Source organism: Pseudomonas sp. L5B5, from assembly GCF_020520285.1.
In the GTDB taxonomy this organism is placed as follows: Bacteria; Pseudomonadota; Gammaproteobacteria; order Pseudomonadales; family Pseudomonadaceae; genus Aquipseudomonas.
On record NZ_CP084742.1, the window covers coordinates 2502144 to 2524994 of the forward strand.

At 64.1% G+C, this 22851-nt stretch carries 25 protein-coding genes; 11 read left to right on the top strand and 14 right to left on the bottom strand.

Translation table 11 applies throughout. From position 1 onward, the window contains the following. Positions 1-5: 5 nt before the first annotated feature. From LGQ10_RS11335 to cysK, 3 genes are all read right to left on the bottom strand, one after another. The gene (locus tag LGQ10_RS11335) at positions 6-869 is read right to left on the bottom strand and encodes a DMT family transporter (RefSeq protein WP_226525580.1); all 864 of its coding nucleotides are present in this window, start codon (positions 867-869) and stop codon (positions 6-8) included. A gap of 352 nt (positions 870-1221) precedes the next feature. Next, the gene (locus LGQ10_RS11340; protein WP_226525581.1) at positions 1222-2160 is read right to left on the bottom strand and encodes an aspartyl/asparaginyl beta-hydroxylase domain-containing protein; all 939 of its coding nucleotides are present in this window, start codon (positions 2158-2160) and stop codon (positions 1222-1224) included. A 225-nt stretch (positions 2161-2385) separates the two neighbouring features. Next, a complete protein-coding gene (cysK, locus tag LGQ10_RS11345; RefSeq protein ID WP_058435715.1) occupies positions 2386-3360 on the bottom strand; it encodes a cysteine synthase A in 975 nt (324 codons plus the stop codon). A 128-nt stretch (positions 3361-3488) separates the two neighbouring features. On the opposite strand from cysK, the gene LGQ10_RS11350 reads away from it, so the two are divergent. The 3 genes from LGQ10_RS11350 to LGQ10_RS11360 all read left to right on the top strand — a co-directional run bounded on the left by LGQ10_RS11350 (position 3489) and on the right by LGQ10_RS11360 (position 6897). After that, positions 3489-4565 carry a DUF748 domain-containing protein gene (locus LGQ10_RS11350; protein ID WP_226525582.1) on the top strand — a complete coding sequence of 359 codons (1077 nt, stop codon included), beginning with the start codon at positions 3489-3491 and terminating at the stop codon, positions 4563-4565. A gap of 143 nt (positions 4566-4708) precedes the next feature. Next, positions 4709-5554: an AAA family ATPase gene (locus LGQ10_RS11355; protein ID WP_058435717.1), complete on the top strand. Its 846-nt coding sequence runs from the start codon at positions 4709-4711 to the stop codon at positions 5552-5554. A 164-nt stretch (positions 5555-5718) separates the two neighbouring features. Continuing rightward, complete coding sequence (locus LGQ10_RS11360; protein ID WP_110651922.1) at positions 5719-6897, top strand: vWA domain-containing protein; 1179 nt, start codon at positions 5719-5721, stop codon at positions 6895-6897. Positions 6898-7027: 130 nt separating this feature from the next. Here the strand turns inward: LGQ10_RS11360 and LGQ10_RS11365 are convergent, their stop codons facing one another. The 4 genes from LGQ10_RS11365 to LGQ10_RS11380 all read right to left on the bottom strand — a co-directional run bounded on the left by LGQ10_RS11365 (position 7028) and on the right by LGQ10_RS11380 (position 10748). Beyond that, complete coding sequence (locus tag LGQ10_RS11365; protein WP_226525583.1) at positions 7028-7945, bottom strand: biotin-dependent carboxyltransferase family protein; 918 nt, start codon at positions 7943-7945, stop codon at positions 7028-7030. After that, positions 7942-8646, bottom strand: coding sequence for a 5-oxoprolinase subunit B family protein (locus tag LGQ10_RS11370; protein WP_226525584.1), 705 nt, complete (start codon positions 8644-8646; stop codon positions 7942-7944). The genes LGQ10_RS11365 and LGQ10_RS11370 overlap by 4 nt, the downstream gene beginning before the upstream one ends. Beyond that, positions 8643-9395: a 5-oxoprolinase subunit PxpA gene (locus tag LGQ10_RS11375; RefSeq protein WP_058438046.1), complete on the bottom strand. Its 753-nt coding sequence runs from the start codon at positions 9393-9395 to the stop codon at positions 8643-8645. The genes LGQ10_RS11370 and LGQ10_RS11375 overlap by 4 nt, the downstream gene beginning before the upstream one ends. A gap of 69 nt (positions 9396-9464) precedes the next feature. After that, on the bottom strand, positions 9465-10748 hold the full coding sequence (locus tag LGQ10_RS11380; protein WP_058438048.1) for an MFS transporter: 1284 nt from the start codon (positions 10746-10748) through the stop codon (positions 9465-9467). A 133-nt stretch (positions 10749-10881) separates the two neighbouring features. Here LGQ10_RS11380 and LGQ10_RS11385 point away from each other — a divergent pair, with 133 nt between their 5' ends. After that, positions 10882-11802 carry a LysR family transcriptional regulator gene (locus LGQ10_RS11385; protein WP_226525585.1) on the top strand — a complete coding sequence of 307 codons (921 nt, stop codon included), beginning with the start codon at positions 10882-10884 and terminating at the stop codon, positions 11800-11802. A gap of 16 nt (positions 11803-11818) precedes the next feature. Here LGQ10_RS11385 and LGQ10_RS11390 read toward each other — a convergent pair whose 3' ends face one another. The 3 genes from LGQ10_RS11390 to LGQ10_RS11400 are packed head-to-tail and all read right to left on the bottom strand — an operon-like array spanning position 11819 to position 13658. Beyond that, entirely contained in the window at positions 11819-12361 is a 543-nt protein-coding gene (locus tag LGQ10_RS11390; RefSeq protein ID WP_058436859.1) for a DUF2937 family protein, read from the bottom strand. 10 nt (positions 12362-12371) lie between these two features. Continuing rightward, the gene (locus LGQ10_RS11395; protein WP_058436860.1) at positions 12372-13148 is read right to left on the bottom strand and encodes a class II glutamine amidotransferase; all 777 of its coding nucleotides are present in this window, start codon (positions 13146-13148) and stop codon (positions 12372-12374) included. Between the two features lie 33 nt (positions 13149-13181). Further along, positions 13182-13658: an MFS transporter gene (locus LGQ10_RS11400; RefSeq protein WP_226525586.1), complete on the bottom strand. Its 477-nt coding sequence runs from the start codon at positions 13656-13658 to the stop codon at positions 13182-13184. 109 nt (positions 13659-13767) lie between these two features. Here LGQ10_RS11400 and LGQ10_RS11405 point away from each other — a divergent pair, with 109 nt between their 5' ends. Together LGQ10_RS11405 and LGQ10_RS11410 are read left to right on the top strand one after the other, a co-directional pair. Further along, positions 13768-15822 carry a S9 family peptidase gene (locus LGQ10_RS11405; RefSeq protein WP_226525587.1) on the top strand — a complete coding sequence of 685 codons (2055 nt, stop codon included), beginning with the start codon at positions 13768-13770 and terminating at the stop codon, positions 15820-15822. Positions 15823-15914: 92 nt separating this feature from the next. Then, the gene (locus LGQ10_RS11410) at positions 15915-16388 is read left to right on the top strand and encodes a cyclic nucleotide-binding domain-containing protein (RefSeq protein ID WP_226525588.1); all 474 of its coding nucleotides are present in this window, start codon (positions 15915-15917) and stop codon (positions 16386-16388) included. Positions 16389-16535: 147 nt separating this feature from the next. Here LGQ10_RS11410 and LGQ10_RS11415 read toward each other — a convergent pair whose 3' ends face one another. Continuing rightward, positions 16536-16847, bottom strand: coding sequence for a hypothetical protein (locus LGQ10_RS11415; RefSeq protein WP_226525589.1), 312 nt, complete (start codon positions 16845-16847; stop codon positions 16536-16538). 75 nt (positions 16848-16922) lie between these two features. Between LGQ10_RS11415 and LGQ10_RS11420 the strand changes: the two genes are divergently transcribed. From LGQ10_RS11420 to LGQ10_RS11435, 4 genes are all read left to right on the top strand, one after another. After that, positions 16923-17609: a spermidine synthase gene (locus LGQ10_RS11420; RefSeq protein ID WP_015634551.1), complete on the top strand. Its 687-nt coding sequence runs from the start codon at positions 16923-16925 to the stop codon at positions 17607-17609. Between the two features lie 49 nt (positions 17610-17658). Next, positions 17659-18036 (top strand): YajD family HNH nuclease, encoded by a 378-nt coding sequence (locus LGQ10_RS11425; RefSeq protein WP_058438131.1) that lies wholly within the window; start codon positions 17659-17661, stop codon positions 18034-18036. A 218-nt stretch (positions 18037-18254) separates the two neighbouring features. Further along, entirely contained in the window at positions 18255-18722 is a 468-nt protein-coding gene (locus tag LGQ10_RS11430; RefSeq protein ID WP_226525590.1) for an RNA methyltransferase, read from the top strand. Positions 18723-18805: 83 nt separating this feature from the next. Continuing rightward, positions 18806-19180, top strand: a complete 375-nt coding sequence (locus tag LGQ10_RS11435; RefSeq protein ID WP_058433591.1) for a DUF2892 domain-containing protein — start codon at positions 18806-18808, stop codon at positions 19178-19180. Positions 19181-19188: 8 nt separating this feature from the next. Here LGQ10_RS11435 and LGQ10_RS11440 read toward each other — a convergent pair whose 3' ends face one another. Together LGQ10_RS11440 and LGQ10_RS11445 are read right to left on the bottom strand one after the other, a co-directional pair. Then, complete coding sequence (locus tag LGQ10_RS11440; protein WP_226525591.1) at positions 19189-20424, bottom strand: hypothetical protein; 1236 nt, start codon at positions 20422-20424, stop codon at positions 19189-19191. Between the two features lie 92 nt (positions 20425-20516). Further along, complete coding sequence (locus LGQ10_RS11445; RefSeq protein ID WP_058438713.1) at positions 20517-20966, bottom strand: YcgN family cysteine cluster protein; 450 nt, start codon at positions 20964-20966, stop codon at positions 20517-20519. Between the two features lie 271 nt (positions 20967-21237). Between LGQ10_RS11445 and LGQ10_RS11450 the strand changes: the two genes are divergently transcribed. Then, on the top strand, positions 21238-21831 hold the full coding sequence (locus LGQ10_RS11450) for a nitroreductase family protein (RefSeq protein ID WP_058438712.1): 594 nt from the start codon (positions 21238-21240) through the stop codon (positions 21829-21831). 46 nt (positions 21832-21877) lie between these two features. On the opposite strand, the gene LGQ10_RS11455 is transcribed toward LGQ10_RS11450, so the two are convergent. Beyond that, on the bottom strand, positions 21878-22810 hold the full coding sequence (locus LGQ10_RS11455; protein ID WP_226525592.1) for a D-2-hydroxyacid dehydrogenase: 933 nt from the start codon (positions 22808-22810) through the stop codon (positions 21878-21880). Positions 22811-22851: the final 41 nt, after the last annotated feature.

A 22851-nucleotide genomic window follows, 5' to 3' on the forward strand; every position in this document is an offset into this window, starting at 1 on the left:
CTCGGTCAGGCGTTCTTGCGGAACACGAACACCAGCCCGACGATGATCAGGCCCATGCCGAACAGGCTCAGCAGCGCCAGGCGATTACCGAAGATCAGGTAGTCCATCACTGCGGTCACCGCCGGCACCAGGTAGAACAGACTGGTGACATTCACCAGGTTGCCCTGGGCGATCAGCCGATACAGCAGCAGCGTGGCCAGCACCGAAACCACCAGCCCCATCCACAGCACCGGGATCACGAACCCGGCGCTGTGTTCGAAGTGAAACGGCTGGAACGGGATGAACACTGCGCACAGCAGCAAACCTGCCAGGTACTGCACCGGCAAGGTCCCCAGTGGGTTGTCGGTGATGCGCTTCTGCATGATCGAGCCGACAGTCATGCTCACCAGGGCCAACAGCCCGCAAAGCATGCCGCTGATCGAGATCCCTGCCAGGCCGATGCCCTGGTACACCACCATGATCAGCCCGGCGAGCCCCAGGCCCAGGCCGAACAGGCGGCTCCAGGAACGCTGGCGCTCCATCAGCACCACGGTCAGGATCGGCTGCACCCCCATGATGGTAGCCATCACCCCGGGGGTGACTTTCAAGTCCAGGGCCAGGATGTAGAAGATCTGGTAGGCGCCCAGCAGTACCAGGCCCGTGGCCACGGCAAACCCCATGGCCCGGCGCCCCCTGGGCAAGCGCAGCTTGAGCAAGGGCACCAGCAGCACCAGGCCGGCCAGGGCAATGGCGAAGCGCACCAGCAGGAACGCGAAGGGCGAGGCATGGGCCAGCCCCCATTTGGAGAAGATCGCGCCGCTGCTCCAGAGCAGGACGAACAGGCTCGTGGAAGCCGCTGCATAAGCGGATTTTTTTGAAATGAGCAACATGAAAACCACCTGTATTCAGGCAAGAAGCCAATTCAGCCAGGGCTGAAGTTCAGTAGTGTTTTTTTCAGGCAGGCAGGAGGAACAGCAGCAGTTGCTGATCAGCCCGAGAAGCCAACGCCCGGCGGTGATACGACTGCGTATACCGGCGTGCTACTGACAGGTGGGGGGTACTGACCGATCTGCACAGGCTGTTGATTCCCGCACGGCACGACGCCAGCGTTGACCGCTGAAACCACTACCGCGTTGAAGGGAGATGAGGCCATGTGCCGAGGGTTCTCGAAGGGGGAAAAGAACGAGTCGCCTGACTCGTCGAGCGCCGAATATAACCAGCGCCCGATATTCATTGCAAGATTTATCCGAACAGCCATTTCCACAGGATGACCAGCACCACCACCGCCAGAACGGGGCGCAGGATGCGGTACAGTTTGGGATTGCGGCGCTTCCACTGCTTGACCACGCCACTGAAGCTGTCGCTGAAGCGCTTGCTCCAGGCATAGGCCTGGTTGATCCCGCCGACGCGCTCGTCGTCGAGGTTCTGCGGTGCGGTGGCCCGACCCAGCTGGGCACTGACCCAACGGTTGATGCGGGTCATCAGGCGGCTGCTCAGGGGGCGCTCGATGTCGCAGAACAGGATCACCCGGGTGATCTCGGTCTCGTTCTTCACCCAGTGCACGTAGGTCTCGTCGAACATCACGTCTTCACCGTCACGCCAGGCGTATTCCTCGCCATCGACGAAGATCCGGCAGGCGTCCGAGTTGGGCGTCGACAGCCCCAGGTGATAACGCAGGGAACCGGCGAAGGGATCGCGGTGCGGGTTCAGGTGGCTGCCACCGGGCAACAGCGCGAACATCGCGCCCTTGACGTTGGGGATGGCACTCACCAGTTCGACGGTCTTGGGGCACAGGGCCTCGGCCGAAGGCAGCGGCTTGTCGTACCACTTGAGGTAGAAGCGCTTCCAGCCCTTCTTGAAGAAGGAGCCGAAACCGGCATCGTTGTTCTTCTCGGCAGCGCGGATGTAACCCTCGTCGAACAGGTGCATGGCCTCTTCGCGGATCACTTCCCAGTTGTCCCGCAGGATATCCAGTTCGGGAAACTTGCTGCGATCCAGGTAGGGCTTGGAGGGAACGCCGGAAAACAGGTACATCAGCGCGTTGTAGGGGGCGAACAGCGCCGAATGGTTGACGAACTGGCGCAGTACCGGCAGGCGCGCCTTGCCGCGCAGGTGCACGAAAAGGATGCTGCCGATGAACAGCGACAACACCCCGAACTTGGCGGCAAAGGAAAAGCTCATGCAACAACTCCTTGGAAATAGGTGCCTGCCGGGGAAGTCTTCACCCGACCTGGCAGCCGGCAATGATAAACACTCCCGGCCCCTGGAAAAACCCGCGCAACCCAACATTCAGCGTTAACGGTTGTGCAACAAAGGCGTTAAGTAGCATAAGCCGCGCCATGAACGACTGATATGGATCAGCCCCAGGCCCGTGACTCGACGCCACGGGACCTGTGGCGGCAACCGTTACTGCTGGTTTTCCTGCTCGGTGAACAGGTCGCTGAACAGCATGCTCGACAGGTAGCGCTCACCAGAGTCGGGCAGGATCACCACGATGGTCTTGCCTTGCATTTCCGGGGTTTCCGCCAGGCGCACCGCCACGGCCATCGCCGCCCCGCAGGAAATGCCGCAGAGGATGCCCTCCTCCTGCATCAGGCGCAGGGCCATGGCCTTGGACTCTTCGTCGGTCACCAGTTCCACCCGGTCCACCATGTCCAGGTCCAGGTTCTTGGGTACGAAACCGGCGCCGATCCCCTGGATCTTGTGCGGGCTGGGCTTGATTTCTTCGCCGGCCAGCTTCTGGCTGATCACTGGCGAGGTGACCGGCTCCACCGCCACCGCGAGGATCGGCTTGCCCTGGGTCTTTTTGATGTAGCGCGACACACCGGTGATGGTGCCGCCGGTGCCGACACCCGCCACCAGCACATCCACGGCGCCGTCGGTGTCGTTCCAGATTTCCGGGCCGGTGGTCTTTTCGTGGATCGCCGGGTTGGCCGGGTTGTCGAACTGCTGCGGCATGAAGTAGGTGCCCGGATCGCTGGCGACGATCTCTGCGGCCTTGTCGATGGCGCCCTTCATGCCCTTGGCCGGCTCGGTGAGCACCAACTCGGCCCCCAGGGCCTTGAGCACCTTGCGCCGCTCGATGCTCATGGACGCCGGCATGGTCAGCATCAGCTTGTAGCCACGGGCTGCGGCGACGAAGGCCAGGCCGATCCCGGTATTGCCCGACGTTGGCTCGACGATGGTCATGCCGGGCTTGAGCCGGCCAGTGCTTTCAGCGTCCCAGATCATGTTGGCGCCGATCCGGCATTTCACCGAGTAGCCCGGGTTGCGCCCTTCGATCTTGGCCAGGATGGTCACCCCGCGCGGGGCGATGCGGTTGATCTGCACCAAGGGCGTGTTACCGATGGAATGGGCGTTGTCAGCGAAAATTCGGCTCATGGCTGGGTCCTTATGCAGCAGTGAAGAAGGCCTCAAGGGTATGCCTGGCGTCCTTGAGCGTCCAGTCAAGCCGAACGACCCGCAGCCCGGGCAGTCAATGCCTTTATATGGACTGGAGGTTGCTGCTCATGAAACGTCGCTATCGCTGGCCCCTGTGGACCCTGGCGGGCCTGATCGCAATGCTGGTCGGGCTGCATATCGCGCTGCCCTACCTGGTGCGCGACTACCTGAACGACAAGCTCGCGGACATGGGCGACTACCGCGGCCGGATCGGCGATGTCGACCTGGCCCTGTGGCGTGGCGCCTACCGCATCAACGGCCTGGAGATCGTCAAGGTCAGCGGCAAGGTGCCGGTACCCTTCGTCAAGGCGCCGCTGGTCGACTTGTCGGTGAGCTGGCATTCGCTGTGGTACGACCACGCAGTGGTGGCCAAGGTGCAGTTCGTCCAGCCGGAACTGAACTTCGTCGACGGCGGTGCCGACAAGCAGGCATCGCAGACCGGTGAAGGCACCGACTGGCGGGCGCAGCTGGGCAAGCTGTTGCCCATCACCCTCGATGAGCTGCGCATCGACGACGGCAAGATCCACTTTCGCAACTTCAGCTCCACACCGCCGGTGAATATGGGCGCGACCCAGGTCAACGCCAGCTTCTACAACCTGACCAACGTGGTGGATACCCAGGGCAAGCGCGACGCACGCTTCGACGGCAAGGCCCTGCTCCAGGGCCAGGCGCCCATGGAAAGCACCGCCACCTTCGACCCCCTGAGCAACTTCGAGGACTTCGAGTTCCGCCTGCGGGCCCGGGACATCGAGCTCAAGCGTTTCAACGACTTCGCCTCGGCCTACGGCAAGTTCGACTTCAAGGCCGGACACGGCGACCTGGTGATCGAGGCCCAGGCCGAAAAGGGCCAGTTGCACGGCTATATCAAGCCACTGCTGCGGGACGTGGAAGTCTTCGACTGGCAACAGGATGTAGAGAACCGCGACAAGAACATCTTGCGCTCGGTATGGGAGGCGCTGGTGGGCGCCGGGGAAACCCTGCTGAAGAACCAGCGCAAGAATCAGTTCGCCACCCGGGTGGAGCTCAGTGGCAACGTGCACCAGCAAGATATCAGCGCGTTCCAGGCGTTTTTGCAGATCTTGCGCAACGGTTTCATCCAGGCCTTCAATGCCCGCTACGAGCAGCCCAAGCCTGCGGCTGACTGAGTCACCCCGTGACGCCCCATTCAGAGACTGAATGGGGCGTCCACGTTCACAGTCGACCAGGCCGCGCGTTATAGTCGCGCCATTCGTGTCCATTCAAGCGACCTGCCCCGGGCAGCTCGTCGTCACCGTTCGAGGAATTGCAGATGAAGTTCGAAGGCACCCGCGCATACGTTGCCACCGATGACCTGAAGCTGGCCGTCAACGCCGCCATTACCCTGGAACGGCCACTGCTGGTCAAGGGCGAACCCGGCACCGGCAAGACCATGCTCGCCGAGCAGCTGGCCGAATCCTTCGGCGCCAAGCTGATCACCTGGCACATCAAATCCACTACCAAGGCCCACCAAGGCCTATACGAGTACGACGCGGTGAGCCGCCTGCGCGACTCGCAGCTGGGCGTGGACAAGGTCCACGACATCCGCAACTACCTGAAGAAGGGCAAGCTCTGGGAAGCCTTCGAATCCGAGGAGCGGGTGATCCTGCTGATCGACGAGATCGACAAGGCCGACATCGAGTTCCCCAACGACCTGCTGCAGGAACTGGACAAGATGGAGTTCTACGTCTACGAAATCGACGAGACCATCAAGGCCAAGCAGCGGCCGATCATCATCATTACCTCCAACAACGAGAAGGAACTGCCGGACGCCTTCCTGCGCCGCTGCTTCTTCCACTACATCGCCTTCCCCGATCGCCCGACCCTGCAGAAGATCGTCGACGTGCACTACCCGGACATCAAGAAGGACCTGGTCAGCGAAGCCCTGGACGTGTTCTTCGACGTACGCAAGGTGCCAGGCCTGAAGAAGAAGCCCTCGACCTCGGAACTGGTGGACTGGCTCAAGCTGCTGATGGCCGACAACATCGGCGAAGCGGTGCTGCGCGAGCGCGATCCGACCAAGGCCATCCCGCCCCTGGCCGGCGCCCTGGTGAAGAACGAGCAGGACGTGCAACTGCTCGAGCGCCTGGCGTTCATGAGCCGTCGCGGTAGTCGTTAGGCTCTGCCCAGAAGCTGCCTGCGCGTCGATCATGCTGCGTTAGAAACCGGTTCGGAATGCTCATTTAGCTCGCTAAACTCCGCCTCCTCACCTGTTTCTGCCTTGCCTGATCGCCGCTCGGCGAGCTTTTGAACAGACCCCTAGATCATTAGAGAGCCATATTCATGCTGCTCAACCTGTTCAATGAAATGCGCGCGGCCAAGGTACCGGTCTCGGTGCGCGAGCTGCTGGACCTGATCAACGCGCTCAAGCAGCGCGTGACCTTCGCCGACATGGACGAGTTCTACTACCTCGCCCGGGCAATCCTGGTGAAGGACGAGCGGCATTTCGACAAGTTCGACCGGGCCTTCGGCGCCTACTTCAACGGTCTGGAAAAACTCGACGACCACCTGCAGGCGCTGATCCCCGAGGATTGGCTGCGCAAGGAGTTCGAGCGTTCGCTCACCGATGAAGAGCGGGCGCAGATCCAGTCCCTGGGCGGCCTGGACAAGCTTATCGAAGAGTTCAAGAAGCGCCTGGAAGAACAGAAGGAACGCCATGCCGGCGGCAACAAGTGGATCGGCACCGGCGGCACCAGCCCCTTCGGCTCCGGCGGTTTCAACCCGGAGGGCATCCGCGTCGGCGACGCCGGCAAGCGCCAGGGCAAGGCGGTCAAGGTCTGGGACCAGCGCGAGTACAAGAACCTCGACGACTCGGTGGAACTGGGCACCCGCAACATCAAGGTGGCCCTGCGCCGGCTGCGCAAGTTCGCCCGCCAGGGCGCGGCCGAAGAGCTGGACATCGACGGCACCATCGACCACACCGCACGGGATGCCGGCCTGCTGAACATCCAGATGCGTCCCGAGCGGCGCAACAGCATCAAGCTGCTGTTGCTGTTCGACATCGGCGGTTCCATGGATGCCCACGTCAAGATCTGCGAGGAACTGTTCTCGGCCTGCAAGACCGAGTTCAAGCACCTGGAGTACTACTACTTCCACAACTTCATCTATGAATCGGTGTGGAAGAACAACCTGCGTCGCGGCTCGGAACGCACCTCCACCCAGGACCTGCTGCACAAGTACGGCGCCGACTACAAGGTGATCTTCGTCGGCGATGCCGCGATGGCCCCCTATGAAATCACCCAGGCCGGCGGCAGCGTCGAGCACTGGAACGAAGAAGCCGGCTACGTGTGGATGCAGCGCTTCATGGAGAAATACAAGAAGCTCATCTGGATCAATCCCTACCCGAAGGACACCTGGGGCTACACCGCATCCACCAATATCGTGCGCGAGCTGATCGAAGACCAGATGTATCCCCTGACCCTGCGTGGCCTGGAAGAAGGCATGCGGTTTCTGTCCAAGTAGGCCGTCAAGCAAGGCCCTGCGGGCCTTTTCGCAACCTCGCCATGGCTCGCCAGCGGCTACAGAGCAATACCCTGTAGCCGCTGCAGCAGGCTACGAACGGTCGCGAAGCGGCCGCCACAGCCATCAGCCACTACATAAAGCGACGCAAGAACGCCAACTGCTGCCGGTGCGCGGTTTCCTGCACCACCGGCGTCAATCGCACTTCACTGCCCGGCAGGCACTGCGCCAGCCGCGCCAGGGACAAAGGTGTCAATGCCCCCAGCCGTGGATAACCACCGATGGTCTGCCGGTCATTGAGCAAGATGATCGGCTGGCCATCCGGCGGAACCTGGACCGCGCCCAGGGCAATGCCCTCGGAAATCATCGGCCGCCCCTGGTACTCCAGCACCGGCCCCAACAACCTGGCGCCCATGCGGTCGGCCCGGCTGTCCAGGCTCCAGCTGCTGTTGAAGGCATCGAACAGGCTCAAGCCGCTGAACTGACCGATCTGCGCGCCGAGGATCACTTCCAGCGGTGCAGCGGATTGCCAATCCGTCATTTGGGCCGGCGCCAGGCTCTTGAGTGCGCCACCGCTTCCCGAATAGCCCAGCATCCCGCCTTCGCTCAGCGCCCGGCCATGACCATCAGGGCCACCCAGAGCCTCGCGCAACACACTGGCGCAACTGCCCAGCACCCTGGGCGCGTCGAAACCGCCAGGCGCCGCCAAATAGGCCCGGGCACCCAAAAATGGTTGGGTAAATCGCAGCCGCTGGCCCTTTTGCAGGATAAAACTGCGCCCCGGAGTCAAAGGTCGATCATCCACATAGGCCCCAAGATCGGCTCCGGCCAGCGCCAACAGGCAGTAGTCCTCGGCCAGCAACGTCAAGCCGCCGAGGGTGATCTCCACCACTGGGGCATCCAGGGCATTGCCCAGCAGCCAGTTGGCCCAGGACATCGACACCCAGTCCAGCGCCCCTCCCTGGGTCACGCCCAGATGACGCACACCAAAACGCCCGGCATCCTGCAACTGGCACAACGCGGTGCTGGCCTCGATCGACAGGCGGCTCATGCCGGCACCTCCAGCGGACTGTCATCACCGCCCAGGCGCACGAACTCGGCCCGCCCAACCGCCGCGAAACGCACCCGGTCCCCCGGCTGCAGCAGGCTGTAGCCCTCGCGCTCACGATCGAACAAGCGGCTCGGGGTTCTCCCGATCAGGTTCCAGCCGCCCGGGGATACCGCCGGATAAGCCGCCGTCTGGCGCTCGGCAATACCCACGCTGCCCGCCGCCACCCGCTTGCGCGGGGTATCGAGCCGGGGCGCCGCCAGCTCCGGCACCACCAACCCCATGAAGGCAAAACCAGGCGCGAAGCCCAGGGCGAACACCCGATATTCATGCTGGCTGTGCCGGCGGATCACCTCGGCCACCGGCAACCCGCTACGCCGGGCCAGCAGCTCCAGCTCCGGCCCGACGCTTGGGTCGTACCACACCGGCAATACATGTTCGCGCCCGGCCTCGGCAGCCAGCGGGACCAGGCCAGCCAGGGCCTCGCCAATCAGCTCACGGGCCTGCCCCGGCCCCAGGCTGCACAGGTCGTAGTGCACCATCAGCGTGGTGTAGGACGGCACCAGGTCGATCAACCCCGAGCCAAAAACCTGGCGCAGGCGCTCGGCGGCAGCCAGCATCCAGGGCATGTTGTCTTCGGCGATCGCATCGAACAGGCGCACCATCAGGCAATCGATGGCCGCCACTTCCACCTGGTGCCTCATGAGTCGAACTGCTGGTTCAGGGCTTCGCGGATCCGCTGCACCGCCGCCACCGAACTGGCGTTGTCACCGTGCACGCACAGGGTATTGGCCTGCAGGACCAAGGCGCTGCCATCGCTGGCCAGCAAAGGCTCGCCGCGAGCGATGGCCAGGGCCTGGCGGACAATGGTCTCGGGGTCGTGATGCACCGAACCCGCTACCTGGCGCGAAACCAGGTGCCCGGCATGGTCATAGGCCCGGTCGGCGAACGCCTCGAACCACAGGGTCACGCCGTATTCATCGCCCAGGGCCTGGGCCGCGCTGTTGTCGCGGGTGGCCATGAGCATCAGCGGCAATTGCCGGTCATAGGCCGCCACCGCCTGGATCACCGCCCGCAACTGGGCCGGCTTGGCCATCATGTCGTTGTACATGGCGCCGTGGGGTTTGACGTAGGCCACCTGCGTCCCCTGGGCCTGGCAGATCCCATCGAGAGCGCCGACCTGATAGTGCAGCAGGTCCTGGATTTCCTCGGGGGAATAGCTCATGGAACGGCGGCCGAAACCCGCCAGGTCCTGGTACGCCGGGTGAGCCCCGATACGCACGCCATTGGCCAGGGCCAGGGCCACGGTCTTGCGCATGATGCCCGGGTCGCCGGCATGGAAACCGCAGGCGATGTTGGCGCAGTCGATAAACGGCATGACCTCGGCATCCAGGCCCATGGTCCAGTTGCCAAAGCTTTCGCCGATGTCGCAATTCAGTAACAGGCGGCTCATGGTCGGTGCTCCTGTGTTTTTTATAAGTGTCGGCGCGAGGCCGCGGTGCAATGCCCGGCAGATTATCAGTTAGCGCGCCTCGAGTTCCTTGCCACGGGTCTCTGGCAGGCTCAGCGCCGCCAGCACCACCACGCCATAGGACACCGCGGCGAAAGTGCCGATGGCCACGCCCAGGGAAACATGCTGGCTGAGCAGGCCGATCAGCAGCGGGAACAGCGCCGCCACGGCCCGCCCGCTGTTGTAGCAGAAGCCCTGTCCGGAACCGCGGATACGGGTGGGAAACAGCTCGGTGAGAAAGGCGCCCATGCCGCTGAAGATGCCCGAGGCGAAAAACCCCAGGGGAAACCCCAGCCAGAGCATGACTTCATTGCTCACCGGCATCCGGGTGTAGAGCAGGACGATGGCGAAAGAGCCTGCCGCAAACAGCACGAAGTTCTTCTTGCGCCCCAGAATGTCGGTCAGGTAGGCGCTGATCACATACCCCACATAGGAACCGAAGATCACCATCGCCAGGTAGCCACCGGTACTGAGCACGCTCAGGCCGCGTTCGGTCTTGAGAAAGGTCGGCAGCCAGAAGGTGATCGCGTAGTAGCCACCCTGGGCGCCTGCCGCCAGGAGCGAAGCGCGCAACGTGGTGCTCAAGATTCCCGGAGCGAAGATTTCGTAGAAGCGCGCAGGATTGCTCGGGGCCTCGTTGGCTCGGGTTTCCCGGTAGACCTCGGGGTCCTTGACCAGGCGCCGGACGAAGATCACGAAGATCGCCGGCAGGATGCCGAGGATGAACAGGCCACGCCAGGCATCCTCCGGCGGCAGCAGGCTGAACAGCAATGCATAGAGCAGTGCCGTCAGGCCCCAGCCCAGGGCCCAGCCGGACTGCACCATGCCCACGGCCTTGCCGCGATTCTTGGCCCGGATCACTTCTGCGATCAACACCGCGCCTGCGGTCCATTCACCACCGAAACCGAAGCCCATCAGGGTCCGGGCGACCAGCAACTGCTGGTAGTCCTGGGCCAGGCCACAGACGAAAGTGAAGAAGGCGAACCACAAGACCGTGAGCTGCAGGGTGCGAACCCGGCCAATGCGGTCGGAGAGAATCCCGGCGATCCAGCCGCCCAGGGCCGATGCCAACAGGGTGCTGGTGTGGATCAGGCCGGCTTCGGCCGAGGTGATGCCCCACAGAGCGATCAGGGTCGGGATCACGAAGCTGAGCATCTGGGTGTCCATGCCATCCAGGCCGTAGCCGATCTTGCAGCTCCAGAACGCCCGGCGCTCCTGCTGGTTGATGTCGCGATACCAGTCAAACGGGCCGACGCGATGCGGGGCCTTGTCGGCCTGTTTTTCGGGCACATTCATGGCGATCTCCAGGATTATTGGTGTTGTTCTGGACCACGACGACGCATATCGTGGATCGGCGCATTTTTCGGCCCGGCCGCCGCCTGCGTCCAACTAATAAAAGCCGCTCCAAGGCATAAGAAAAGTTGATCCCATGAATCTCAAGTTCCTCGAAACTTTCGTCTGGGTCGCCCGCCTGAAGAACTTCAGCCTGACCGCAGAAAAGCTCTTCACCACCCAGGCAGCGGTTTCCAGCCGTATCGCCGTGCTGGAAGAGGAGCTGGGGGTCAAGCTGTTCCTGCGCGATTCCCGGGGCGTGAGCCTGACCCCGGAAGGCCTCAAGGTGCTGGAGCATGCCGAACAGATGCTCGATACCCTGCAAGCGCTGAAGCAATCGATCGAGGCGCCTTCGTGCAAGGTCGGGCGGGTGCGCATCGGGGTGATGGATACGGTGATCCACACCTGGCTCAGCCCCCTGGTGGCGCAGATGATGGATCACTATCCCCAGGTGGAAATCGAACTGATGGCCGACACCTCGCTGAACCTGTGCGAGCAATTGCAAAAAGGCTTCCTGGACCTGGCCCTGCAGACCGACCTGCTACGCCAGGAGAGCATTCGCAGCCTGGAACTGGCCAGTTATCCGGTCTGCTGGATCGCCGCCAGCAACTCGATCTACAACCGCCACTACAGCTCGCTGGTGGAACTGGCCGGGGAACGGATCGTCACCTACTCGAAGAACTCCCTGCCCCACCAGCAGATACTCAGCCTGATGCAAGCCAACGGCGTGCTCGCGCCGCGACTGAGCTGCGTCAACTCGGTGTCGGCCATCACCCGCCTGCTGCGCGATGGCTTCGGCATCGGTGCCCTGCCGCCGGTGCTGGTGCGCGAGGAACTGGCCCGCGGCGAGCTGACCCTGCTGGCCATCGAGCAGCGCCCGCCGAACCTGCAGGTGGTGGTGTCATGGCGGATGGGCGCGGAACTGGTAGAAGACATCGTGCAGCTGTGCCAACGCGTGGTACAGCATTACGCCCAGCAGGTCGGCCAGGAGCATCTGCTCCTGGCGCCAGACCTGTAGCCGCTGCGAGGCGGGCTCAGAGGCCCTTGAGGTCACGTTCCTCGATCGGCCGGCTCTGGCGCTGGCGACGGCCGCCCAGCACCACCCAGTCGATCAGCCGATACAGGCACTCCAGGCCGAAGGACAGCAACAGGGCGCCGCCCATGGCCCAGGACATTGCCTCGGGAGTCAGCAGGATCTGGTAGCTGTAGCCGTCCCAGGTTTCCTGGCGGATCTGCGGATCAGCCGCCAGCACCACTTGCAACATGCGGATGTACCAGGGGCCCTGCATCGCCTGGTATTGCTTGTCCAGGGCCAGTTGGCGGGTCAGCAGGGTGCTCAGGCTCTGGGCATCACTGCGAAACACCGGGTCGTCACTGGCACGGTAGTGGGCCACCAGGGCGTTCAGGTCGCCCTTGAAGAACTGCTGCGCCGTCGCCTGGAAGCCTTGCAGGCTGTTCTGCGACTCGATCATGTGGGCTTCGACACGCTTGGCGTAATCGCTGATGAACCCGGGCACCTGCACACCGAGCAACAGGCCGGCGGCAAACAGCACCAGACGCAGATAACTGAGCAACATAGGGATGTCCTTATTCGGTCTGGCCCTGGCTGACGCATTCACCGCGCCGCCACAGGCTCCACTGGCCCGGTTGGTAGCGGGTCCAGGTTTCGTTTTCGGTCAAGGGTTCGGTGGCGATCACCGTGACCACGTCGTTGGGCGTGGTTTCGGCCTGGAAGTCGACGATCACATCGACGTCCTTCAGCCGGGCCGGGCCGAACGGCGCGCGCCGGGTGATCTGTGCCAGCTTGGTCGAGCAATAGCAGAACAGCCAGTCGCCGTCGCTGAGCAGGCCGTTGAACACGCCCTTGCTGCGGTATTCGCTGCAGGCCTGGATCAGGGTCGGCAGCAGTTGCTCGATCTCCACCGGCTCGGGGAAGGCCTCACGCACCCGGTTGAGCAAGTCGCAGAACGCCGCCTCGCTGTCGGTATCCCCCACCGGGCGGTAGAAACCGGCCTCGGGCTGGAAGTCCGCCAGTTGGCCATTGTGGGCAAAGCACCAGTTGCGCCCCCACAGTTCACGGACAAAGGGATGGGTGTTGGCCAGGCAGACCTTGCCGACGTTGGCCTGGCGGATGTGGCCGATCACCACTTCGCTCTTGATCGGGTAGCGCTGCACCAGATTGGCCACTTCCGACTCGCTGCTGGCGGCCGGGTCCTGGAACAGGCGCAGGCCACGGCCCTCGTAGAAAGCGATGCCCCAGCCGTCACGGTGGGGGCCGGTACGACCGCCCCGCTGCATCAGCCCGGTAAAGCTGAAGACGATGTCGGTCGGTACATTGGCGCTCATGCCCAACAATTCACACATGCTCGGACTCTCGCTGCAATGCCGGAGGTTGGGTTACAGACGCGGCTCGACCCGCGCACCGCCCACGGCCGGGCGGCCATAGCGATCGTTGTCGGCACCGCCAAAGGGTTGGTCATCTTCGACTTCGGCAGCCTTGGCCGCGGCTTTCGCCGCCTCGTTACGCTGCCGACGCTCCCGGGCGGAGCGCTCGATGGGCCAGCGGACCAGCACGAACAGCAGGTACACGCCGAAGGCGATCATGCCGTACATGAACAGGTCGGATACCGCGCGCCAGGCGTTGTTGCCCACCTTGAAAGCCACGTCCAGGGCGGTGATGGCCACGGCCGGAGCGAGCTTGTCCTTGACCGGGTCGATGATGGTCGGGCTGAACAGCAGCACCGCCATCAGCACGCGCAGCAGCTCGCGCAACCAGCGCCACATCCAGCGGGTCAGGCGCATCCACACCAGCAGGCAGCCCAAGGCGGCGAAGGCGTAGCAACCCCAGGCGATCAGATAGTCGTTCTCGGTCATGGTGTCCGTGGCAAGGCAGGCAAAGAGGCGCTTATGATAACGACTTTTGCCGTGTCAGGCTGCACCGCCGTCTGCCCAGCCCTCATTTGTCATCGCACGAGAGCCTCCCATGCCCGTACCCGCCAATGACACCAGCGCCCCGATCGCCCGCAAGGGCGATGGCGCCGATCCCTACGCCTGGCTGCAGGAGCGCGACACCGACGCGGTGCTCGACTACCTGAGGGCTGAAAACCACTATCAGGAACGCCAGCTGGCCCACCAGGCGCCCCTGCGCGAGGCCCTGTTCCAGGAAATCAGGGGGCGAATCCTCGAGACCGACCTGTCCCTGCCCTCCCCCTGGGGGCCATACCTGTATTACACCCGCACCACCGCCGGCGACGAATACCCTCGTCACTACCGCTGCCCACGTCCGGCCAACGACAGCCTGACGGTCGACGAAGAGCACGAACAACTGCTGCTCGACCCCAATGCGCTGGCCAACGGCGGGTTCTTCGCCCTGGGCGCGTTCAGCATCAGCCCTGACCACCAGCGCCTGGCCTACAGCCTCGACACCACTGGCGAGGAGATCTACACCCTGTTCGTCAAGGAACTGGCCAGCGACAAGCTCAGCGAACTGCCGTTCGAGCAGTGCGATGGGAGCATGACCTGGGCCAACGACAGCCTGACCCTGTTTTTCGGTGAACTGGACGATACCCACCGTCCGCACAAGCTCTGGCGTTATCGCCTGGATGGCAGCACGGCCGAAGAAGTGTTCCACGAACCGGACGGGCGCTTCTTCCTGCATTGCTACCGCACCAGCTCCGAGCGCCAGTTGCTGTTGTCCCTGGGCAGCAAGACCACCAGCGAGACCTGGGCCCTGGATGCCGGGCAGCCGCACTTGCCATTCACCTGCCTGGCGCCCCGGGTCGAGGGGCATGAGTATGACGTCGACCACGGCCTGCTCGATGGGCAATGGACCTGGTTCGTGCGCAGCAACCGTGAAGGCATCAACTTTGCCCTGTACCAGGCACCGGATACCGGCAGCGTGCCGACCCAGGACGCCTGGCAGTTGCTGGTGCCCCACAATCCCGAAGTGATGCTCGACGGCGTGACCCTCAATGCCGGGGCCATGACCCTGAGCCTGCGCGAAGGCGGACTGCCGGTCATCGAGGTGCATCCACAAGGATTGCCCAGCTACCGCGTGCAGTTGCCGGATGCCGCCTACAGCCTGCATGTGCAGAACAGCCTGGAGTTCTCCAGCGAGCGTATCCGCCTGCGCTACGAAGCCTTGAACCGCCCGGCCCAGGTCCGCCAGCTGCAACTGGTCGATGGCGAGCAGCACGTGCTCAAGCAGACCCCGGTACTGGGCGAGTTCGATGCCGATGCCTACGTCAGCCAGCGTTTGTGGGCCACCGCGGCCGATGGCACGCGGGTGCCCATCAGCCTGGTGGTCAAGCGCGAATGCCTGGGCCGTCCCACGCCCCTCTACCTGTACGGCTACGGGGCTTATGGCGAGAGCCTCGACCCCTGGTTCTCCCACGCTCGCCTGAGCCTGCTCGACCGCGGCGTGGCCTTCGCCATCGCCCACGTGCGGGGTGGCGGCGAACTGGGCGAGGCCTGGTACCGCGCCGGCAAGCAGGAACACAAGCAGAACACCTTCGACGACTTCATCGCCTGCGCCGAACACCTGGTCGCCCAGGGCCTGACCACCTCCCGCCAGCTGGCCATCAGTGGCGGCAGCGCCGGGGGCCTGCTGATCGGCGCCGTGCTCAACCAGCGCCCCGAGCTGTTCCAGGTCGCCATTGCCGAAGTCCCGTTCGTCGATGTGCTCAACACCATGCTCGATCCGGACCTGCCGCTGACCGTCACCGAGTACGACGAATGGGGCAACCCCGAGGAACCCGAGGTCCACGCGCGCATCAAGGCCTACGCCCCTTACGAGAACGTGCAGGCACAGGCCTACCCGGCCACGCTGGTGATCGCCGGCTACAACGACAGCCGCGTACAGTACTGGGAAGCGGCCAAGTGGGTGGCCAGGCTGCGCGCCACCAAGACCGACGACAACCTGCTGCTGCTCAAGACCGAACTGGGTGCCGGCCACGGCGGAATGAGCGGTCGCTACCAGGGATTACGTGACGTAGCCCTCGAATATGCCTTTATCCTGAACATTCTGGACCTGGGCTGAGGAACTCCCGGCGGTGCTCCGGTCTTAAACTGGACCACCGCCGACCTGGGCTCGCGCCCGGGCCACAGCCCCAAGAAAAAGACCGTGACCCCATGTCCGAACCCACTCTCCTGAACAATGAAATCCGCGACTGGCTGATGGACTGCGGCCTGTTCGACCAGTTGCTGCCCGCCGACTTCAATGCTGCCGCCGGGTACTTCAGCATCAACAGCATCGCCAAGGGCGATGTGATCTTTCATGAAGGCGATGCCGGCAGCTTCATGTGCATCATCCACAGTGGCCAGGTGGCCGTGCAGAAACGCGGCCATGACGGCCAGCTCGTCAGTGTCGCTACCCTGCGCAGCGGGCGGGCCTTCGGTGAAATGGCGGTGCTCGATGGCGAGCGACGCTCGGCCACCTGCGTGGCCGCCAGCGATTGCCAGTTGCTCAACCTGGGCAAGGACTCCCTGGAGAAAATGCTCGGCGACGCGCCGAAAATCGCCGCCAAGATCATCCGTGCCCTGGCGGTTTCACTGTCCAGGCGCCTGCGCATGGCCGACGGCCAGTTGCTCGCGCAGCAGTTCTAACCGACAACCTGTGGCGAGGGAGCCTGTTCCCGCTGGGTGGCGGAGCCGCCCCCGGCTTCAACCGTCACATCGTGGGGTCCCGTTGATGCGGCCGCTGCGTGGCCGAGCGGGAGCAAGCTCGCTCGCCACAGAAACCCGCTACATCCGTCAACCCTGAACCTTGGGTTTGTTGTCGTTCTGCTCCAGCCCCGGCAGGGTCTGGTCCTTGGGCGGCTTGGGCATGTCGATGGGCGGCAGCAACGGCGCGCTGCCACTGCTGCCGGCTTTCGGGGTACTGGGCGGGGTCACTTGCGGATAGGGGGTCGGTGTGGCGGTTCCCGGCGTGCCCAGGGTCGGCGTCGGCGTGACCACCGGGGCGCTCTGCGGCTCGTCGGCCAAAGCCGGGCCAGCACTGAGCGCCAGGGTAGCGGTGAGGGCGAGCGCCGCCTGGGCAATCACCGTTAGAATAGTGCGCTTCATCAATGGCTCCATTGCTATTGTCTGGCATCAGGCTACTCCCAACCGGGGCGTTTTGCCTTCCTCAATGAGATCTCCATGAAACGTTTCGTACTGCTGGACACTACTGCGATTCCTGAAAACGGCGGTGCCTTGTGCCTGTTCGAATACGGTGAGGATTTCGTCATCAAGATCCAGGGCGGCGACGGCGGCCAATTGATGAACACGCGCATGCACGGCTCCGAAGATGCCCTGGCGCAGATCCCTTGCAGCAAGGTCGCCGGGCGCCCCAACTCGCGAGTGCTGATCGGCGGCCTGGGCATGGGCTTCACCCTGGCCGCGGCTCTCAAGCACCTGGGCAAGAGCGCCGAAGTGGTGGTCGCCGAGCTGGTACCCGGGGTGGTGGAATGGAACCGTGGCCCGCTCGGCGAAAAGTCCGGCCGGCCGCTGCTGGACCCACGCACGGTGATCCGCCTGGAGGACGTGGCCAAGGTCCTGCAGGCCGAGCCCCAGGGTTTCGACGCGATCATGCTGGACGTCGACAACGGTCCCGAAGGCTTGACCCAGAAAGCCAACAGCTGGCTCTACTCCAGCGCCGGCCTGGCTGCCTGCGCCCGAGCCCTGCGCCCCAAGGGCATACTTGCGGTGTGGTCGGCCAGCGCCGACCGGCAGTTCTCCGAGCGCCTGCGCAAGGCCGGCTTCAAGGCCGAGGAAGTACAGGTCTTCGCCCATGGCAATCGCGGCACCCGGCACACCATCTGGATTGCCGAGAAGCTCAAGGCCTGAGCTAAACTTTATCCATTACCGTCATTAGTCCTTCTACAAAGGTGAACCCATGAGTTCGTCCACTCCCCCGTCCAACACCGCCAAGCTGGACCGTATCCTTGCCGACGCCCAGCGCGACCGGGAAATGGGCTATCGCGACAAGGCGTTGAAAATGTACCCGCACGTCTGTGGCCGCTGCGCCCGGGAGTTCTCCGGCAAGCGCCTGAGCGAGCTGACCGTGCATCACCGCGACCACAACCACGACAACAACCCCCAGGACGGCTCCAACTGGGAGCTGCTGTGCCTGTACTGCCATGACAACGAGCACTCGCGCTACACCGACCAGCAGTACTTCGGCGAAGGCTCCCTGAGCACCCCGAAGGTCGCCAAGGCGACCCACAACCCCTTCGCGGCCCTGGCCGGACTGATGAACAAAGACCCGGAGTGAGCGTCGGCGGCCGAGCACATTGTGGCGAGGGAGCTTGCTCCCGTTCGGCTGCAAGGCAGCCGTGAAGCCTATGTTCCCGGCCGACCTGCTACACCTCATTGGCCGCTGCCTGGCGTGCTGCGCGCTCCAGCGCGAACAAGTTTCCTCGTCATAACAAGCCCCCCCGAGCCGTGGGCAATCCCCGTATAATCGCGCTTTTTCTCCAAGGCTCCTCGCTCGTGGCAAACAAAAGGTACAGCTGCATCGGTTTGTATAACCCCAAGTCGCCGGAGAACGTGGGTTCGGTAATGCGCGCCGCCGGCTGCTATGGCGTCGCCTCGGTGTTCTACACCGGAAAGCGCTACGAGCGTGCTCGCGATTTCGTCACTGATACCAAGAAGGTCCACCAGGACATCCCGCTGATCGGCATCGACGACCTGAAGAAGATCCTCCCCCTGGGCTGCATCCCCGTTGCCGTGGAACTGGTCGAAGGTGCCCGCCCGCTGCCCGAATACACCCATCCGGACCGTGCCCTGTATATCTTTGGCCCGGAGGACGGCTCCCTGGACAAGGAGATCCGCGACTGGTGCGAAGACGTGATCTACATCCCCACCCACGGTTGCATGAACCTGGCAGCCACGGTCAACGTGGTGCTCTACGACCGCCTGGCCAAGGGCAACAACACCCGCTCCGGCCCCAAGTACTGAATCATCTGCGCCCAATGCCCGGGAACCGTCGGGGTCCCGGCGCAGTCAGCCCTATATCACCCACCTCCCCAAGGAGACAGATCATGAGCGAGCGCAAACAACTGCAGACTATCGAGTCGACCCCGTTCCAGAGCCGTCCACAACAGAATGTCCAGGGCTGGGAGCGCATCGGCTCACTGGCCGGCGGCGTGGTGATGATGGGCAAGGGCCTGCGCCGTGGTGGCGTGTTCGGCCTGGTCCAGGTAGCCATCGGCGGCGTGGCCCTGGCCCGCGGGATCACCGGGCACAGCTCGGCCAAGAGTCTGCTGGAGAAGAGCCGCCAGGACATGCAGGACGTGCGAACCAGGATCGAACGTGCCGCAAGCGAACTGCGCGACCTCAAGGCCAATGCCGATGCTGCCGGACGCACGACCCCGGCCGCCGAAGCAGTGGCCAAGTCCCCGCAAGCCAAAGGCTGAGCCACGGCTCAGCGCAGGAGCGGGTTGTCCAGGACGCGGGACGACTCGCCCAGCACACTCTCGCTCAACTGGATGAATTGGGCGGTGCTGACGCGTTCCAGGCGCATCGCCGCTTGCAGTACGTCATCCAGCGAACGCTTGTTGCGGGTCTTCAGGCGAATCTCCCGGTCCAGCTCCTGCAACAGCAGCACGGCACGGGCCACCGTTGCGGCGTCCACCTGCTCGCCGCGCAGGCTCACGACCTTCTGCCCCTGGCGCACCAGGCGCTTGTGCAGGACCTGGTAGCGCTCGTCGCTGATGCCGCCAGCGCGACGCAACAATTCAATGGCGTAGTACTCGGCCAGTCCTTCGCTGATCCAGTCGCTGTGCTGGCTGTCGTTGATCCGTGACAGGGACTGCACCAGCTCGCGCAGCAGCGGGCTGCTGCCGCTTTCACTGATCAGCGGCAGGCGGCTGTGCAGGTACAGCGAGTCGCGACCGGCCAGGCTGCCCCGCCACATCGGATCGCTGGCGCCGACGATCAGCAGCTTGCCCGGCTGGCGTGGAAAGACGGCCTGCACCTGGGGCCAGACAAAGGTCAGCAGGGTCAGGATGTCCATGCGCCGCATGCCCTGGCCCAGGGGCGACACCACACTGACCTCGGTAGATCCAAGGCGGGTCCGCCGGCTGCCCAGGTTGCCGGCGAGCATCCAGCCGGTGGGGCGATCGAACAGTCGCTCGGGGTTGTCGATGCGAAAGCGCTGCTTGCCGACACGTGGCCAGGCGGTCTCGACGCTCTTCCAGCCGCTGGGCAGTTCAACCTCCAGGCGTGCCATCAACTCGATGCCATCCTGCTGGTCGAGCCGGGCCGGCGGCACCAGCGTCTCGCCGCGCAGCAAGGCCCAGTTGGCATTGCTGCGACTGTCGTAGCTGCCCTTCTTCGGGCTATGGCTCAGGCGCACGCGGTAGCTCAGGCTCGCCTGGCCGCTGGCCGGGCGCCAGGTGCCGCGCCGCCCACCCGACTCGCCAGCCACCGCTTGCCACTGGCCGTCGGCCTTGAAGTCGCTGTAGTCGCCATCCTTGCCCAGGTCGAAATCCAGGCTGCGCAGCGCAGCGCCATCGGCCAGGATCAGGCGTACTTCGGCCTGGTCGCTCTGGGGCAGGAAACGTACGTGATAATCCAGGTCGACTTTTTTCGCCGCGAACGCCGACAGCGTCATTCCCAGCATCGCCACGGCCAGCGCCAGCTTCGCCCCCACCCTCATACACACTCCTTGCTTGAGATGCTGCCTGCGAGCTGTTGCGCTCAGCTCATGTGGCGTTGAACAGCCCGACTCGCCCAGGCGAGCGGAGCGCCTCAGCCCGCGCGGAAGATCAGGTGGTCTTCCCAATCGTCTTCCGCCACGCTGCCCTCGGCGAGCATGCGCCCGGACTGGGAAATCCGCTCGTGGTGCACCGCATCGTGATCACCGCACACCAGGTGGTGCCAGAGCGGCAGGTCCTTGCCTTCGCTCACCAGGCGATAACCGCAGGTGGGCGGCAGCCACTTGAACTCGTCGGCCTTGCCCGGGGTGAGCTGGATGCAATCGGGCACCGACTCGCGCCGGTTGGGGTAATCGCTGCACTGGCAGGTCTTGAGGTCCAGCAGCTTGCAGGCGATGCGCGTGTAATAGACGCTGTTGTCGTCTTCATCCTCGAGCTTTTGCAAGCAGCACAGGCCGCAGCCATCGCACAAAGACTCCCATTCCTGCTGGTCGAGTTGTTCGAGGGTCTTGCGTATCCAGAAAGGTTCGACTTTGGCGGCCATGGCTCAAGCATCAGTATCCGAGGGTGAAAAGGCCGCCAGTCTAGTGCCGAAGACCCGGCGGGCCAAGCACTGGCGACTGCCGGTAGCCCAGGGCTTGCCAGCCGCCAGTGGGCACAGTAGCTTTGCTCCCCGGACCGACCCACGCCCGGGTGCCATCGACGCCCTACCGCGTCGTACCCGGAGCACCCCACGGGTCAGGAAAACCCCTCCGCCCAGCCCAACTGCGCCTGCCGGTTATTCCATTTTCCCCAACGTTGTCTGGAGTCTTTGCATGAGCGCCAATCCTCGCGTTGCCGACTACGCCATCCACCCGCAATTCACCCAGCGCTGGTCGCCACGGGCCTTCACCGGCGAAAGCATCCCCGAAGAAACCCTGCTGAGCTTCTTCGAAGCCGCGCGCTGGGCGCCCTCAGCCTACAACTCGCAACCCTGGCGTTTTCTCTACGCCCGGCGCGACACGCCGAACTGGGAACGTTTCCTGGGTCTGCTCAACGAGTTCAATCGAGGCTGGGCCCAGCATGCCTCGGCACTGGTGATCGTGATCTCCAAGACCACCTTCGCCGCCCCTGGCGCCAGCGAGGAAACCCCGGCCCTGTGGCACACCTTCGACACTGGCTCGGCCTGGGGCCACCTGGCGTTGCAGGCCAGCCTCAGCGGCTGGCACACCCACGGCATGGCCGGCTTCGATCAGGAACTGACCCGCAAGGAGCTGAAGATTCCCGAAGGTTATGCGCTGCACGCAGCCGTGGCCGTGGGCAAGCTGGGAGACAAGGCGACCCTGGCCGACTACCTGCAAGCCCGTGAAGCACCGAGCCCACGCCGCCCCCTGAGCGAAACCGTCGCCGAAGGCGATTTCAACCTCTGAAACCTCAAGCGGCAAGCGGCAAGATAGGCGCTTGCCGCTCAGCCTTTCAGTAACCCCGGGCGAAATCCACGTCGCCGCGCAGGGGTTGCCCTTCCTGATAGGCCCGCAGGTTTTCCACGAACAACTGCACCATCAGCTCCGGCGAGGTGGGGGCCGAGCTGTGGCCCGTCAGCAGCAGGCCCCAGGCCGTCCAGAACGGATGCCGTTGCGGCAAGGGTTCCTGGCGACAGACGTCGATCACCGCACCGGCCAGGTCCCCGTCCTTGAGCGCCTGCACCAGGTCCGCGTCGACCACCGAGACCCCACGGCCAACGTTGATGAACAGCCCGCTGGACTTGAACTGCTTGAACAGCGCCGCATCGTACAGATCATGGGTGCTGGGGGTGTTGGGCAGCAGGTTGACCACGTAATCCATCTCGCCCACCAGCCGCCCCAGATCCTCCAGGCCGGCCACCTCGACAAAGGGCGCCTGCTCCCGGGCCTGGCTGGCGATGCCGTACAGCTTGACGCCGAATGGCACCAGGAACTGTGCCACGCTCTGGCCGATGTCTCCGGTGCCGACGATCAGCACCTTGCGCCCCACCAGGCTCTGGCCCAGGCGGTTGTCCCACTTGCGCTCCACCTGGCTGACCAGTCGCGCCAGCACTTCGCGTTCATGGCCCAGGATGTAGGTCAGTACGTATTCGGCCATCACCTGGCCGAAAATCCCCACGGCCCGGGTCAGGCGGTAATGCCGAGGCAGGCCATCGGCCAGCAGCGGAGTGATGCCGGCCCAGGTCGACTGCAGCCACTGGGGCTGGTGCCCCTGGCGCAACAGGGTGGCCAGCAGATCCGGCTGGCCCAGCCAGACCGGGCAGTCCGTCGCCAGGCGAGCCAGTTCGGCGGAGTCGCCGCTGGTCAGTACATCCAGGTCCGGGGCCGCCTGACGCAGCAGGCGGGCATAAACAGCGTGATCGTGTTCGGCAATCAGAACGCGCATGGTTCAAACCTTAAAAACGGTACAGGCCGCCTGGCGACGGA

Bases quoted from the DNA above. Each gene is read 5' to 3' on its own strand.
- LGQ10_RS11340 (WP_226525581.1), bottom strand. From the start codon at position 2,160: ATGAGCTTTTCCTTTGCCGCCAAGTTCGGGGTGTTGTCGCTGTTCATC.
- LGQ10_RS11405 (WP_226525587.1), top strand. From the start codon at position 13,768: ATGCCCGTACCCGCCAATGACACCAGCGCCCCGATCGCCCGCAAGGGC.
- LGQ10_RS11360 (WP_110651922.1), top strand. From the start codon at position 5,719: ATGCTGCTCAACCTGTTCAATGAAATGCGCGCGGCCAAGGTACCGGTC.
- LGQ10_RS11395 (WP_058436860.1), bottom strand. From the start codon at position 13,148: ATGTGTGAATTGTTGGGCATGAGCGCCAATGTACCGACCGACATCGTC.
- LGQ10_RS11420 (WP_015634551.1), top strand. From the start codon at position 16,923: ATGAAACGTTTCGTACTGCTGGACACTACTGCGATTCCTGAAAACGGC.
- LGQ10_RS11385 (WP_226525585.1), top strand. From the start codon at position 10,882: ATGAATCTCAAGTTCCTCGAAACTTTCGTCTGGGTCGCCCGCCTGAAG.
- LGQ10_RS11365 (WP_226525583.1), bottom strand. From the start codon at position 7,945: ATGAGCCGCCTGTCGATCGAGGCCAGCACCGCGTTGTGCCAGTTGCAG.
- LGQ10_RS11390 (WP_058436859.1), bottom strand. From the start codon at position 12,361: ATGTTGCTCAGTTATCTGCGTCTGGTGCTGTTTGCCGCCGGCCTGTTG.
- LGQ10_RS11335 (WP_226525580.1), bottom strand. From the start codon at position 869: ATGTTGCTCATTTCAAAAAAATCCGCTTATGCAGCGGCTTCCACGAGC.
- LGQ10_RS11400 (WP_226525586.1), bottom strand. From the start codon at position 13,658: ATGACCGAGAACGACTATCTGATCGCCTGGGGTTGCTACGCCTTCGCC.
- LGQ10_RS11450 (WP_058438712.1), top strand. From the start codon at position 21,238: ATGAGCGCCAATCCTCGCGTTGCCGACTACGCCATCCACCCGCAATTC.
- LGQ10_RS11435 (WP_058433591.1), top strand. From the start codon at position 18,806: ATGAGCGAGCGCAAACAACTGCAGACTATCGAGTCGACCCCGTTCCAG.
- LGQ10_RS11415 (WP_226525589.1), bottom strand. From the start codon at position 16,847: ATGAAGCGCACTATTCTAACGGTGATTGCCCAGGCGGCGCTCGCCCTC.
- cysK (WP_058435715.1), bottom strand. From the start codon at position 3,360: ATGAGCCGAATTTTCGCTGACAACGCCCATTCCATCGGTAACACGCCC.
- LGQ10_RS11375 (WP_058438046.1), bottom strand. From the start codon at position 9,395: ATGAGCCGCCTGTTACTGAATTGCGACATCGGCGAAAGCTTTGGCAAC.
- LGQ10_RS11425 (WP_058438131.1), top strand. From the start codon at position 17,659: ATGAGTTCGTCCACTCCCCCGTCCAACACCGCCAAGCTGGACCGTATC.
- LGQ10_RS11445 (WP_058438713.1), bottom strand. From the start codon at position 20,966: ATGGCCGCCAAAGTCGAACCTTTCTGGATACGCAAGACCCTCGAACAA.
- LGQ10_RS11350 (WP_226525582.1), top strand. From the start codon at position 3,489: ATGAAACGTCGCTATCGCTGGCCCCTGTGGACCCTGGCGGGCCTGATC.
- LGQ10_RS11355 (WP_058435717.1), top strand. From the start codon at position 4,709: ATGAAGTTCGAAGGCACCCGCGCATACGTTGCCACCGATGACCTGAAG.
- LGQ10_RS11455 (WP_226525592.1), bottom strand. From the start codon at position 22,810: ATGCGCGTTCTGATTGCCGAACACGATCACGCTGTTTATGCCCGCCTG.
- LGQ10_RS11410 (WP_226525588.1), top strand. From the start codon at position 15,915: ATGTCCGAACCCACTCTCCTGAACAATGAAATCCGCGACTGGCTGATG.
- LGQ10_RS11380 (WP_058438048.1), bottom strand. From the start codon at position 10,748: ATGAATGTGCCCGAAAAACAGGCCGACAAGGCCCCGCATCGCGTCGGC.
- LGQ10_RS11440 (WP_226525591.1), bottom strand. From the start codon at position 20,424: ATGAGGGTGGGGGCGAAGCTGGCGCTGGCCGTGGCGATGCTGGGAATG.
- LGQ10_RS11370 (WP_226525584.1), bottom strand. From the start codon at position 8,646: ATGAGGCACCAGGTGGAAGTGGCGGCCATCGATTGCCTGATGGTGCGC.